We start from the raw sequence: 12260 nt of genomic DNA on the forward strand, positions 1-12260 counted from the left end.
TGGATAAGGTCCGCGAGTTCTTCGGCCTCGACGACGCCCAGGCCTAGTTATCCACACCCGCACCCAACGCGCCGCGCGCCAGCTTGCACCCGCACTTAACGTGTGGAGCCGTGAACGCGCTACAGAAATTCTTGACAGGCCTGGCCGCCGGCATGGACATTATCGCCGACTGCCACGGCCTTACTAAGCGCGCGCTTATCGACGCCGGCTGCCCCGACACCACCGCCGCCCGCCTCCTTACCCTCGCCGATACCTACTTCGGCCCCACCGCGTTTAGCCGGCTCCAGCGCGAATCCATCGCAGCGGCCCGCGCCAACGAGCACAGCCTCACCGCGCTGCTAGCCATCGAGCGTCACGCCACCAAGCTGAAAAATAAGCGCCAGGCCTGGGCGCTGCGCCGGGAGCTATGTGGGATGAAGGGGGATGCATCGGACGTCGATAAGCAGGGTCGCACACGCGTGCGCGAGATTAAGGGCCCGCCGCAGCGCAAGCCCGGTGTCAAACTCTACCGCCGCGCCGATGGCCCCTGGACCATGACAATTACCGGCAAATCTGCGGACATCGCGGATATGCACGCCGCGCTCGATAAGGACGCCCCACTCGATTCGATGCGCAAGATTTTCCAAGGCACCGCCGCAGCTTCCCCGGCGGTCGTGACCACCAATGTGGTGCTGCGCTTAGACGAACTCGACCGTGTCGTCGACACCGCGGGCGATGACATCACCCTGCAGCTCACCAATGGTGCCCGAATGACCGGCGCGGACTTGGTGCGCCGCGCATTTACCGCGCACGGCTACGTCACCTTGATCCACCCCGTGAAGGGCCCGGTAAACCTGTACCGCAGCGAGCGGCTCGCCTCGCCGAAGCAGCGCACGATGGCCGCCGCGGAAAACCCCACCTGCCCGTGGCCGCAGTGCAACTACCCCGCCGATGAGTGCCAGGTCCACCACCTCACTGCGTGGCGCCACGGCGGCGAAACGAACCCCGAAAATCTCACCATCGCCTGCCCGTATCACAACGGCGTCAACGACGATGACCCCAACGCCCCGCCGCTACGCGGCCGCCTAGCCCGGGTAAATGGCACCATTAAGTGGCTGCCACCCTGGGCGGAAAACGGCTAGAGATTACTGGGCCGCGCGGCGCTGGCGTGCGAATTCGGAGAGCACGGAACCGGCCGCGACGGAAGCATTGAGGGACTCGACCCAGTCCGTCATCGGGATGGACATGATGACGTCACAATTCTCGCGCACGAGGCGGGAGATGCCCTTGCCTTCGGAACCAATGACGATCACCACGGGATCCGTCGCGCCGTTATAGGTATCCAGCGTGTGCTCGCCGCCGGCATCCAGGCCGACGACCTGGTAGCCGCTCTTTTGGAATTGCTGCACGGTGCGGGTGATATTCGTTGCGCGGGCAACCGGCAGGCGCGCCGCCGTGCCGGCCGAGGTACGCCACGCCACCGCGGTTACGGAGGCGGAGCGGCGCTCAGGAATGATGACGCCATCGCCGCCGAAGGCCGCCACGGAGCGGATGACCGCGCCGAGGTTGCGCGGGTCGGTGATGTTATCCAAGATGACGAACATGCCTGGGCGTGCGTTCTCGGCCGCACGGGCGATGAGCTCATCGACGTCGGCGTACTTATACGGCGGGATCTGTAACCCGATGCCTTGGTGCATGCCGTTACCGGTCATGCGGTCCATCTCATGGCGCTGCACCTCGATGATGGGGATATTGCGGGTATTGCACATGGCCACGGCCTCGGACAGCCGCTTGTCGTTGCGGGTACCGGCCACGATGTAGAGCGTGGTGGCCGGCACCTTAGCGTGCAGGCACTCGATGACCGGGTTGCGGCCCACGACCATCTCGGCGGTCTCCTTCTGGTGGCGGCCGGAATTGCGGCGGTCACGCTCCAGTTTGGCCTTGTGCTTGGCGTGGTAGATGCGGTCCTCTGCCTTGGGCGTCGGGCCCTTACCGGCCAAGCCCTTGCGGCGCTGGCCGCCGGAGCCCTTGGTAGCGCCCTTCTTATTGGTCTTGCGGATTCCCGCGCCACCGCGGCCGTGGGTACGTGCCATAATTTATGTCCTTTCGGAGTGCTTAACGCTGCGCCAGCGACCAGGTCGGGCCGTCTGGGGTATCGGTGATGGTGATGCCGGCGGCCGCGAGGCGGTCACGGACGGCGTCGGCAGTAGCGAAGTCCTTGTCCGCGCGCGCCTGGGTGCGCCGCTCCAGCTCAGCGTGTACCAGCGCATCCAGCGCGGCATCCGCCCCGCTAGCTTGCGCTCCATCTTCCCACTCCAGCGGGTCAAAGCCAAGTACGTGCGCCATCGCGCGGACCTGGCCAGCCAACGCGCGTGCCTCGGCCTCATCGCCGGCCGCGAGCGCTTTATTGCCAGTGCGGACGGTGGTGTGGATTTCCGCCAAAGCCTTGGGCACCGCGATGTCATCATTCATCGCGTCTGCAAAGCCCTGCGTCCACTCGCCCAGCTCTAGGTCATCGAAGTGGCCGAGGAAGTCCTCGATGCGGCGGTAGCCAGCGGCGGCCTCGGTCAGCGCGGCCTCGGAATACTCCAGTACGGAGCGGTAGTGTGCCGAGCCCAGGTAGTAGCGCAGCTCCACCGGGCGCACCAGCTCCAGCATATTCGGGATGGACAACACGTTGCCCAGGGACTTCGACATCTTCTCGCCCGACATCGTCACCCAGTGGTTGTGCATCCAGTAGTTGGCGAACTTATCGCCGGCCGCATGCGACTGCGCGATTTCGTTCTCGTGGTGCGGGAACTGCAGGTCTAGGCCGCCGCAGTGGATATCGAAATTAGAGCCCAGGTAATAGGTGGACATGGCCGAGCACTCTAGGTGCCAGCCAGGGCGGCCGTCGCCCCACGGGGTAGGCCAGCTGGGCTCGCCCGGCTTCGCGGCCTTCCACAGGGCAAAGTCCTGTGCGCCGCGCTTGGCGGAATCCTCGCCTTCGCCCTGCTCCATTTCCTCTACCTTGTTGCCGGACAGCGAACCGTAATCAGATCCTTCGGCCTTGGTCCAGGCGGCGACATCGAAGTAGACGGAGCCGTCGGCGGGGTAGGCAAAGCCGGCGTCGATAAGCCGCTGCACATAGTCGACCATCTGGGTGACAAAGCCGGTCGCACGCGGCTCAACCGAAGGCGGGATGACGCCCAGGGTGTTATAGGCCTTAGTGAACTCGCGCTCATAGGTGGACACCCACTCCCACCAGGGGCGATTATTCTCGGCCGCCTTGGTGAGGATCTTGTCATCGATATCGGTGACGTTGCGCACCAGGGCTACGTCATAGCCTTGGGCGAGCAACCAGCGGCGCAGGATGTCGAAGGCGACGCCGGAGCGCAAGTGCCCGATGTGCGGCTGGGCCTGCGGGGTGGCGCCGCACAGATAGATGGAGGCGTGGCCGGGGCGAATCGGCTCGAATTCGCGTTGGCTGCGGGTGGCTGTGTCATAAATGCGCAAAGTACTCACGCCACCCAGTCTAATTGACGCGTGCACTGGAGTTGCTGACTAGCCCTAGCTGGGATCAGCAACCACAAAACCTAGGCTTCGCAGAGTCGCGGCCGCTACGTAGGGGTTATCAGCAACTGCGGCAGCAAGCTGTGTCTCCAGCCACTCCTTTCGGCTCGCGCGTAGCGCTCCCTCCCAACCAGGACGAGCATGAAATCCGCACTCTTTAAAAAGGAATGAAAAATATTCCTCGACCGAAACTCTAAACCGGCTGCCCCCGACAGGAAAATGGATGTCTTCGATCCGACCTTTCTTTCGGGAATTTTTCATACCAAAGAAATTCTTCATCAGTGCGGGGCTCAATAACCCTGCGACGCCAGAATGATGAATGTGAGCTGTAGGCGCACCCTTATTGTCGCGCTCGTATTCAAACCTCACTCCAGGCGCGGTGCCAACACGAAGTTCGAATTTGCTGGACTTGATACTCAAATCCCGTCCGTTTCGTGACGGTGTGGTGTGAAACCGGACGACAGATTCAAATAGGTCGCTAAATTTCACCGGTCGTGAAAGCTCCATAGCCCCAGCGCCATAGACTAATGGGACGTGCAGCTCTAATATCCCGGTGTTGTTATCAGCATTGAGATCCAACTCAACGTCAATGTCAGATTCACCGTTGAGGGGAAATACGTGCAGGTGCAATTTGTAGACGTGGTCAAAGAATTTCTCAGTTTCCCGTTGAACCTGACTCATCATGGGAAGCTGCCCACTCTAGCTATCAAGAAGCAGTTCGACGCGACGCAGTTCGTCATAGAGGCCGCGCTCTTCTGGGGAAAGACGACCAGCGGCAGCTAGATCGCTAAGTTCCTCAGTGGTCAACGGACCACCGGCGGCATCACAAAAAACATGCATTAGTTCTTCGCGCCGCCTCCGCAAAGACCGCGTATCAGTAACACGCATTTTCAAAGTCATGCCATCCTCCTGCTACGACCTTACTTCAGCTGAGGCTAGGCGCGCCAGACGACGGCCGTGGCAACTGCCGCGCGGCCCTCCTTACGGCCGGTGAACCCCATATGGTCCGTCGTCGTGGCAGAGACTGACACGGGGGCACCGAGGATCTCGCTTAACACAGCCTCGGCCTCTGCGCGGCGCGGGCCCATTTTGGGGGTTTGGCCGATAAGCTGCGCGGCGGCATTGCCGATGATGAACCCTTCGGATTCGAGCAATTCCCGGCATTCGCGCAGCAGTTTCGCTCCGGATACGCCGTCGTATTCGGGGCGGCCGACGCCCACGAAGGAGCCGAGGTCGCCGAGGTGGGCGGCGGATAAGAGGGCGTCGACAAGCGCGTGCGCTACCACGTCCCCATCGGAGTGACCCTCGCAGCCATCCACGTCCTCGAAGAGCAGGCCGGCGATCCAGCAGTCCTTGCCGGCCTCGATCTGGTGGGCGTCGGTGGCGATGCCAACGCGCGGGATAATCGGGTTAGTCATGGGTCTCCTCGGTCAGGGCGTGGGCCAGGGTGAGATCGATGGGCGTGGTGATTTTGAATGCCAAGGTATCGCCTGGCACGGTCGCCACATGCTCGCCGTGCCATTCCATGAGGCTGGCGTCATCCGTGGCGGTAAATTCGGGCTGCTGGGCCCAATAATCGAGGTTGGCCTGGCGCAGCGCGGACAGGCGGAAGGCCTGCGGGGTTTGCACGGCGCGCAGGCGGGAACGGTCGGGCGTGCTCACTACGGCGTCGGCCGCGACTTCCTTGATGGTATCGGCCACGGGAACCACGGGCACGGCCGCGGGGGCGCCTTCGAGCACACGCTTGGCGACGTCCCGCACCATCGCCGGCGGGGTCAGCGCCCGGGCCGCATCGTGGATGAGCACGACGGCGTCGTCGTCGGGGATTGCCTGGAGTCCGGCCCACACGGAATCGGCGCGCTCGCTGCCGCCGTGCACGAGGCGGATGGGCGCGGCGTCGATGCGGCCGATAATGCGGGCAGCCTCGGGCTCCATATCTGGGCTGACCAGCACAATGACCTCATCGACCACGCCGGAGGCCAGCAGCGCGCGCACGGAGCGCTCCAGGAGGGTGCGCCCGCGCAGCTCGACATAAGCCTTGGGCACCTCAGCACCGAGGCGGGTGCCCTGGCCGGCAGCCGCGATGAGCGCGATGACGCGCGGTTTAGTCTTCGTCGTCGAAGGAGAGGTCATCGAGATCGATGTCGTTGTCGATATCGGTGGTGATGGACTTATCGTCTACCAATCCGGCCGCGCGGTGGCGCTCGATGGTGGCATCGATTTCTTCCATCATGGTGTCGGCCTTCTTCTCATCAACCGGCTTGGCCAGCGCGAGCTCGCCCACCAGGATGGTGCGCGCCTTGCCCAGCATGCGCTTCTCGCCGGCTGAGAGGCCACGGTCCTGGTCGCGACGCCACAGGTCGCGAACGACTTCGGCGACCTTATTGATATCGCCGGAGGCCAAGCGCTCCTGGTTAGCCTTATAACGGCGGGACCAGTTGCCAGCCTCTTCAACGTCCTCGTCACGCAGCACGGAAAAGACCTTTTCCAGGCCCTCCTTGCCCACAACGTCGCGCACGCCGACGTTATCGGCATTCTTGATGGGCACGCGGACGACTAGGTCGGACTGGTTGATGTGCAGCACCAGGTATTCCAGCGTCTCGCCACCCATCTCGCGGGTCTCGATATCCTCGATGACGGCCGCACCGTGGTGCGGGTAGACGACGACCTCGCCGACCTTATACTCCATTGCCACTCCTTGTGTTCCCGATTTATCCCGGTTGACTAAGGCCGCCATTTTATCACGCACGGCCGCCCCGCCTGCGGATACCCCCGTATACCCCCACGGTCTACCCGCCCGGTTTGGGACTAACTGTGTACTTTATAGCCAAAGGGACTAGGCTAAAGCGTTGACAAGCCCTGTGATCGCAATTGATGGAGGATGCTCAACGTGCAGTCCCTGAAGTCCGCCGCCCGCCGCGGTGCCATTATTTCCGTTACCGCCGTCTCCGCTCTGGCGCTGGCTTCTTGCTCGGCGGGTCAGGTCACCCAGACCGCCGATAAGGTGGCTGCGGTCGATGGCGCTTCTGCAAGCACGGAAGACAACAAGGTTGCGGTTCGCGATGTCACCATCCTGGTAGAGCCGGATGGCACCGCTGCCTTGAAGTTCACCGCCGTAAACCAGGGCTACGACACCGATGTCATCTCCCTGGAGTCAGTAGAGGTCGACGGCCAGCGCGTAGAGATGGACAAGGCTCAGCCGCTGCACCGCGACCAGTCCATCATTGCGGATTCCCAGAAGAACCTGGACGCCACCACCCAGCAGGATTCCGAGACCGTCCAGTACATCGCCACCACGCTGAAGAACGATGACTTTGGCTACGCCGGCGACCGCCCGGTTACTTTCGAGTTCTCCAACGGTTCCATCGACGTGGACGCCACCATTGCCGCCACCCAGATGCAGTCCGGCGAATTCGACCGCGACGTCGAGTCCTCCGAGGGCTACTCCTCCGAGGCTCCAAAGAACTAAGCCGCGCCGCCCAAAGCTCTCGCCTCCAGCCCGTTTCGGGCCGGGGGCGTTTGTGTGTTTTAGGCTAGAAACCATGGCCAAGAAATCTCGCCCCATCCATACCTGTTCCGAATGCGGCTACGTCTCGCCGAAGTGGCTGGGGCGCTGCCCCGACTGCGGGTCCTGGGGCACGTTGGAGGAAAAGGCGCCGGTGGTGGCGGGTCCGGGTGTGCCGGGGGCGTCGGCAAGCAAGGGCGTAGCGCCGTCGAGCCCGGCGCAGCCGATTACCAAGATTGGGGCGCAGGCGACAAAGTCGGTGCGCACCGGCATCAGCGAGCTCGACCGCGTGCTAGGAACCGGCATCGTGCCCGGCTCAGTGGTGCTCATGGCCGGCGAGCCGGGCGTGGGCAAATCCACGCTGCTGCTGGAAGTAGCCTCGCGGTGGGCCCAGCTCGGCCGTACCGTGCTCTATGCGACGGCCGAGGAATCCGCCGGCCAGGTCCGCTCCCGCGCCGAACGCACCGGCGCCCTCCAGGAATCGCTTTACTTGGCGGCCGAGTCCAATTTGGATGCGGTCTTTGGGCACGTGGATAAGCTCAAACCGAGCCTGATCATCGTCGACTCGGTACAAACCATGCACGCCGTGGGCGTGGAGGGCGTATCTGGCGGCGTGGCGCAATCGCGCGCGGTGACGGCCGCGCTGACCTCCCTGGCAAAGTCCACCGGCATTCCGGTGCTGCTGGTAGGCCACGTGACCAAGGACGGCAACGTAGCCGGCCCGCGCGTGCTAGAGCATCTTGTCGACGTCGTCTTAAACTTCGAGGGCGACCGCCAATCCAGCCTGCGTATGCTGCGCGGTATTAAGAATCGCTTTGGCGCCACCGACGAGGTGGGTTGCTTTGAGCAGACGGCCAGCGGTATTCGGGAGGTTGCGGACCCTTCAGGGCTCTTCCTCTCGCACCGCGGCACGACGCCGGATGGCTCGGCCGTGACGGTCGCGATGGACGGCGTGCGGCCGATCCTCGCGGAAGTGCAGGCGCTGACGGTGGACCCGGTTGCAAAGAACCCGCGGCGCGTGGTGACCGGGCTAGATTCCAACCGCGTGCCGATGGTGCTTGCGGTGCTGCAGGCGCGCGCCGGCCAACGCACCAACGATAAGGATGCTTATGTCGCCACGGTGGGTGGCATGCGGATTACGGAAACCGCCACGGATCTGGCGGTGGCGCTGGCAACATGGTCCTCGCTGCACGAACAGCCGCTGCCGGCCAAGACGGTGGTCATCGGCGAGGTAGGCCTGGCCGGAGAGTTGCGGCCGGTGCCCAATGTGGAGCGGCGCTTAATGGAGGCCGCGCGGTTGGGCTATAAGAACGCGATTGTCCCACGCGGGGATATCGAGCCGGTAGAGGGCATGCGTGTGCACCAGGCCGGGACGCTGGGGCAGGCCATCGCCGCGGTGTCGGGATAGCGCCTAGCGCAGCGTGAAGTCCTGCGGCGGGGAGGAGTTATCGCCGATGACGGTGTGGGCGAAGTAGGCCCCAGGTTCGGCCGCGGGGCGGTCGGTGCACTCGCCCGGCTTGGAAGCCTGGCGGGACCACTCGGCCTCGAATTTCACGTCCTTGCCGGCCGGGAAGGTCTGCGAGCCGGTCTGTACGGAGGCGTAGCAATCCGTATCGGACCATACACGCTGGTTATCGGCCATCTTGTAGACCTCGAAGCGCAGCAGGTTCTTGTCCAGGTCGATCGTGCAGTCCGCGGCCGTGGGGTTGGTGACCGTCATAAAGAACTTCGGCAGCTCGCCCTCCGGCACGGAGTAGTTCAGCATGGAGGTGCGCACCTGGAGGTCCGCGAGATCGCAGGTCTTCTTGGCTGCCTCAGAGCTTGCAGGCGCAGCGCTCGACGGCTCACTTTCGGCCACCTTGCTTTCCGATGCCCCCTCCGACGCGGCCTCCGCAGCCGTCTCCGAGGCAGCCTCGGTGGTCTCCGAGGCGGCAGAAGACGAGGTCTGCTCCGGCGTGGGCGCAGGGGCGGCGGTATCGGCCGACTCATCGCTGCTGCCCCCGAAGGCGGCCACGGCCGCCCAGATCAGCACCACGGCCAGCACGAGCACGATGATGAGCGCCGCCACGCGGCGGCGCTTGTAGATCTCTTCAGGTAGGGGCTTTTTCTGCGTCACGCTGTCAATTTTAAGCGGTCGGTGCGGGCCGGTGCGCTAAGCCCGCGCCGCGTGTCAGGCTGCTACTTCACGCCAAGGGTCTGCAGGGTTTCCACGCTGGAGTCTTCCAGCAGGTAGCGCGCGCCAATAACGCCCAAAGCGCCCTCGTCCAGCAGGCGGCGCACGTTGGGCACGCTAGCCACCAGCTGGGCGACAGTCTGGCGGGTGTGTTCCCGCTCGACGTCGTCAGTCGTGGCATTCGGGCCCGCCACCAGGGCGGAGGCGGCGACCTTCTCGATAATGGGTCGCTGTAGGCCGGTGGGTAGATCGCCGCCGGCCACGAAACCGGTAGCCGCGCCCACCGCGCCACAAGATTGATGGCCGAGGACCACCAGCAGGTTGGGTTTGAGGGCGGCGAGGGCGTAGTCGAGGGAGGCCAGGACGGCGTCGTCAAGAATGTGGCCCGCGGTGCGGATGACAAAGGCATCGCCGAAGCCGATATTGAAAACGTGCTCGATAGGGGCGCGAGAATCGGAACAGGAAATGACCACCACGCGGGGATCCTGACCATGGGTCAGGCCCTCGCGGTTATAAATCTCGCGCACGTCGACAGTCTCGCCGTCCAGCACGCGCTGATTTCCCGCCTGGAGGGCCTCCCATACGGCATGCGGTTCGTGGGCAACATTACGTAAAGGCATAGGCCACATTCTAATGCCCTAGACTATCTCCCACGATGGATTCGCAAGCTCTTCTTTCCTGGTTCGATGCCAATGAACGCGACCTGCCGTGGCGCCGGCCTGGCACGAGCGCGTGGGGTGTGCTGCTCAGCGAGGTCATGAGCCAGCAAACCCCGGTCGCGCGCGTGGCTCCGGTGTGGGAGGAATGGATGCGGCGCTGGCCCACCCCGGCGGACTTTGCCCAGGCCACCCGGGCGGAGGTACTGCGCGCCTGGGGCAAGTTGGGCTATCCGCGGCGTGCGCTGCGCCTGTGGGAGTGCGCGGCGGCCATTGGCGAGGGTGAAGTGCCGGCGGACGTCGATAAGCTGCTGCGCCTGCCGGGCATCGGTGACTACACCGCGCGGGCCGTGGCGTGCTTCCACTTTGGGATAAACGTGCCGGTGGTCGATACCAATGTGCGGCGGGTGTATGCGCGCGCGGAGGACGGTAGGTTCTTGGCGCCGCAACCGTCGAAGCGGGAATTAGCGGCCGTGGCGGAGCTGTTGCCGGCCGAGAATGGGCCGCGTTTTCGGCCGCGCTCATGGAGTTGGGCGCGCTGGTGTGCACGGCGAAGAATCCTTCCTGCGAGCAGTGCCCGCTGCGCGCGAGCTGTGCGTGGCAGCTCGCTGGCCGGCCGCAGCCCAGTGCAGAGGAGCAGGCGCGGGCGAAAAAGCGCGTGCAAAAATTCGTCGGCACGGACCGACAGGTGCGCGGCAAGATTCTGGACGTGCTGCGCGCGGCGGAGCGGCCGGTACCGCAGTCCGAGATTGACGTGGTCTGGCCCGATGCGGCACAGCGCTCCCGGGCGTTAGCTTCGCTGCTTGCCGACGGCCTCGCCGAGCAAAACGACGCCGGCCTGTTCCACCTCCCTATTTAGGGGGTTAATAATGGCCGACTATAATCGCAGGTCGCGATTCAGGGCGTGCGATCTGGTTAACGCCAGCGGCCGCGGAAATTGAATCCGCCCGGCAGGTTCACCCACATGCCGCCGCGGGAATTAAAGGTGACCGGCCCTACCTTGGTAGACATCGACGCGCCGGATCCGGAGACGTTGATCCAGTTATTCTTGCCGGTCTTTTTTCGTGAACGATACTGAAGTCCCATAAGCATTTATTTTAGCAATTCCACTTCCCCCGTTCCTACTGCGCAGTAGGTTTTGGCCATGGAAAAGATTTGTATGAGACTCCTCACAGTTTGTTCACTATTCCTCGGGTCGCTCCTCCTACCGCCGGCCGCGAATGCGGCAGTAACCTCGACCCGGCCTTCGCCGCACGTGCTCGATGGCGTCGGCCGCGGGCAGGTATTCACGTATGACACCACTACGGATGATGGTCGGCCGATTCAGGCCTCGGCAACCTTATACGAGCCAAATGCGCCGTGGCGCGGCAAAGGCGAGCGGCCCACCATCATCTTCGCGCCTGGTACCCGCGGCGCAGGCGACCAGTGCGCGCCGTCGCGTGCCGGCATGGGCCTGGGCTCGGTAGGACTGAGCAAGGTCGGCTCCCCTACCATCAATGCGAACTACGAATACGGCTTCTATATGGGCGCACTCCAGCATGGTGCCCGAGTCATCGTGGCAGACCTCATCGGCCTTGGCATGCCAGGGCACCACACCTATGTCAATCACATTGAAGAAGCGCACGCCATGCTCGATGCCGCCCACTCCGGCCTAGAGCTGGCCCACGCTCCAAAGGACGCCCCTATTGGCTTTGCGGGCTACTCGCAGGGCGGCGGAGCCTCGTTGGCCGCCGCGGAATTCGCCGATTCTTATGCACCCGAGCTAAACGTGGCCGGTACCTACTCCGGCGCCCCTCCGGCCGACCTACCAAAGGTGATGAAGGCCATCGACGGCTCCTCCATCGTCCATGTGCTGGGCTACGCCATCAACGGCTTTGCTGAGCGCGACCCCAAGTTCCGCGATGCGGTCCTAGAAGAGCTCAATCCACGCGGCATTGATTTCCTGCGTTCGGCAGCCACCAGCTGCACGGGTGACTCCATTCTCATGTGGGGTTTTAGCAGTACCCGCCAGCTCACTCGCACCGGGGAATCACTCTCTGATCTTGTTGAGCGCAAGCCCATCATTAAAGAGACCCTGCTACGCCAGAACCTAGGAAAACATGCGTTGAAGGGACCGGCGTTGATCGCTAGCTCGCCGCACGATGACCTCATCCCGCACGAGCAAGTTCGGTCCACCGCAGGGGCGTATTGCCAGATGGGCGGGACCGTGGACTTCATGGCCGCTCCCGGTACCGCAACGATTCCGGGCGCCGGCGCCGATCACGCGTTGCCGCTATACGTTAATATCCCAGTGGGCTTGAAGTACCTCTTTGACCGCTTCGACGGGAAACCGGCGCCGTCGAACTGTGCGGGCTAGGCGACGTCCAGAAGCTCCAAACCGCACACAACGCAAGAC

At 63.7% G+C, this 12260-nt stretch carries 14 protein-coding genes and 1 pseudogene; 5 read left to right on the forward strand and 10 right to left on the reverse strand.

Features of this window, described 5'->3' with window-relative positions; genetic code table 11:
- Window positions 1-110: 110 nt before the first annotated feature.
- The gene (locus tag ACKFRX_RS10740; RefSeq protein ID WP_408927817.1) at window positions 111-1121 is read left to right on the forward strand and encodes an HNH endonuclease signature motif containing protein; all 1011 of its coding nucleotides are present in this window, start codon (window positions 111-113) and stop codon (window positions 1119-1121) included.
- 3 nt (window positions 1122-1124) lie between these two features.
- Here ACKFRX_RS10740 and rlmB read toward each other — a convergent pair whose 3' ends face one another.
- The 7 genes from rlmB to ACKFRX_RS10775 form a co-directional block, all read right to left on the reverse strand.
- Window positions 1125-2072, reverse strand: coding sequence for a 23S rRNA (guanosine(2251)-2'-O)-methyltransferase RlmB (gene rlmB, locus ACKFRX_RS10745; RefSeq protein ID WP_005325725.1), 948 nt, complete (start codon window positions 2070-2072; stop codon window positions 1125-1127).
- A 22-nt stretch (window positions 2073-2094) separates the two neighbouring features.
- Entirely contained in the window at window positions 2095-3483 is a 1389-nt protein-coding gene (cysS, locus tag ACKFRX_RS10750; RefSeq protein WP_408927818.1) for a cysteine--tRNA ligase, read from the reverse strand.
- Between the two features lie 45 nt (window positions 3484-3528).
- Window positions 3529-4215 (reverse strand): hypothetical protein, encoded by a 687-nt coding sequence (locus tag ACKFRX_RS10755; RefSeq protein ID WP_408927819.1) that lies wholly within the window; start codon window positions 4213-4215, stop codon window positions 3529-3531.
- A 15-nt stretch (window positions 4216-4230) separates the two neighbouring features.
- Window positions 4231-4371 (reverse strand): hypothetical protein, encoded by a 141-nt coding sequence (locus ACKFRX_RS10760; RefSeq protein ID WP_161798931.1) that lies wholly within the window; start codon window positions 4369-4371, stop codon window positions 4231-4233.
- Window positions 4372-4466: 95 nt separating this feature from the next.
- A complete protein-coding gene (gene ispF, locus ACKFRX_RS10765; protein WP_408927820.1) occupies window positions 4467-4949 on the reverse strand; it encodes a 2-C-methyl-D-erythritol 2,4-cyclodiphosphate synthase in 483 nt (160 codons plus the stop codon).
- Window positions 4942-5664: a 2-C-methyl-D-erythritol 4-phosphate cytidylyltransferase gene (gene ispD, locus ACKFRX_RS10770; RefSeq protein ID WP_408927821.1), complete on the reverse strand. Its 723-nt coding sequence runs from the start codon at window positions 5662-5664 to the stop codon at window positions 4942-4944. The genes ispF and ispD overlap by 8 nt, the downstream gene beginning before the upstream one ends.
- Complete coding sequence (locus ACKFRX_RS10775; RefSeq protein ID WP_005325718.1) at window positions 5636-6220, reverse strand: CarD family transcriptional regulator; 585 nt, start codon at window positions 6218-6220, stop codon at window positions 5636-5638. Before ACKFRX_RS10775 ends, ispD begins: the two co-directional genes overlap by 29 nt.
- Before the next feature lie 192 nt (window positions 6221-6412).
- Here ACKFRX_RS10775 and ACKFRX_RS10780 point away from each other — a divergent pair, with 192 nt between their 5' ends.
- Entirely contained in the window at window positions 6413-7000 is a 588-nt protein-coding gene (locus ACKFRX_RS10780) for a hypothetical protein (protein ID WP_408927822.1), read from the forward strand.
- Window positions 7001-7073: 73 nt separating this feature from the next.
- Window positions 7074-8444 carry a DNA repair protein RadA gene (radA, locus tag ACKFRX_RS10785; protein ID WP_408927823.1) on the forward strand — a complete coding sequence of 457 codons (1371 nt, stop codon included), beginning with the start codon at window positions 7074-7076 and terminating at the stop codon, window positions 8442-8444.
- A 3-nt stretch (window positions 8445-8447) separates the two neighbouring features.
- On the opposite strand, the gene ACKFRX_RS10790 is transcribed toward radA, so the two are convergent.
- Window positions 8448-9152, reverse strand: a complete 705-nt coding sequence (locus tag ACKFRX_RS10790; protein ID WP_408927824.1) for a hypothetical protein — start codon at window positions 9150-9152, stop codon at window positions 8448-8450.
- 62 nt (window positions 9153-9214) lie between these two features.
- Window positions 9215-9829, reverse strand: coding sequence for a carbonic anhydrase (locus tag ACKFRX_RS10795; RefSeq protein WP_408927825.1), 615 nt, complete (start codon window positions 9827-9829; stop codon window positions 9215-9217).
- 35 nt (window positions 9830-9864) lie between these two features.
- Between ACKFRX_RS10795 and ACKFRX_RS10800 the strand changes: the two are divergent.
- Window positions 9865-10724, forward strand: a pseudogene (locus ACKFRX_RS10800) (A/G-specific adenine glycosylase).
- 56 nt (window positions 10725-10780) lie between these two features.
- On the opposite strand, the gene ACKFRX_RS10805 reads toward ACKFRX_RS10800, so the two are convergent.
- Window positions 10781-10951 carry a DUF4236 domain-containing protein gene (locus tag ACKFRX_RS10805; protein ID WP_408927826.1) on the reverse strand — a complete coding sequence of 57 codons (171 nt, stop codon included), beginning with the start codon at window positions 10949-10951 and terminating at the stop codon, window positions 10781-10783.
- Window positions 10952-11024: 73 nt separating this feature from the next.
- On the opposite strand from ACKFRX_RS10805, the gene ACKFRX_RS10810 reads away from it, so the two are divergent.
- Complete coding sequence (locus ACKFRX_RS10810) at window positions 11025-12221, forward strand: lipase family protein (RefSeq protein ID WP_408927827.1); 1197 nt, start codon at window positions 11025-11027, stop codon at window positions 12219-12221.
- Window positions 12222-12260: the final 39 nt, after the last annotated feature.

This window comes from Corynebacterium tuberculostearicum, from assembly GCF_046097465.1.
Taxonomy (GTDB): Bacteria; Actinomycetota; Actinomycetes; order Mycobacteriales; family Mycobacteriaceae; genus Corynebacterium; species Corynebacterium tuberculostearicum_I.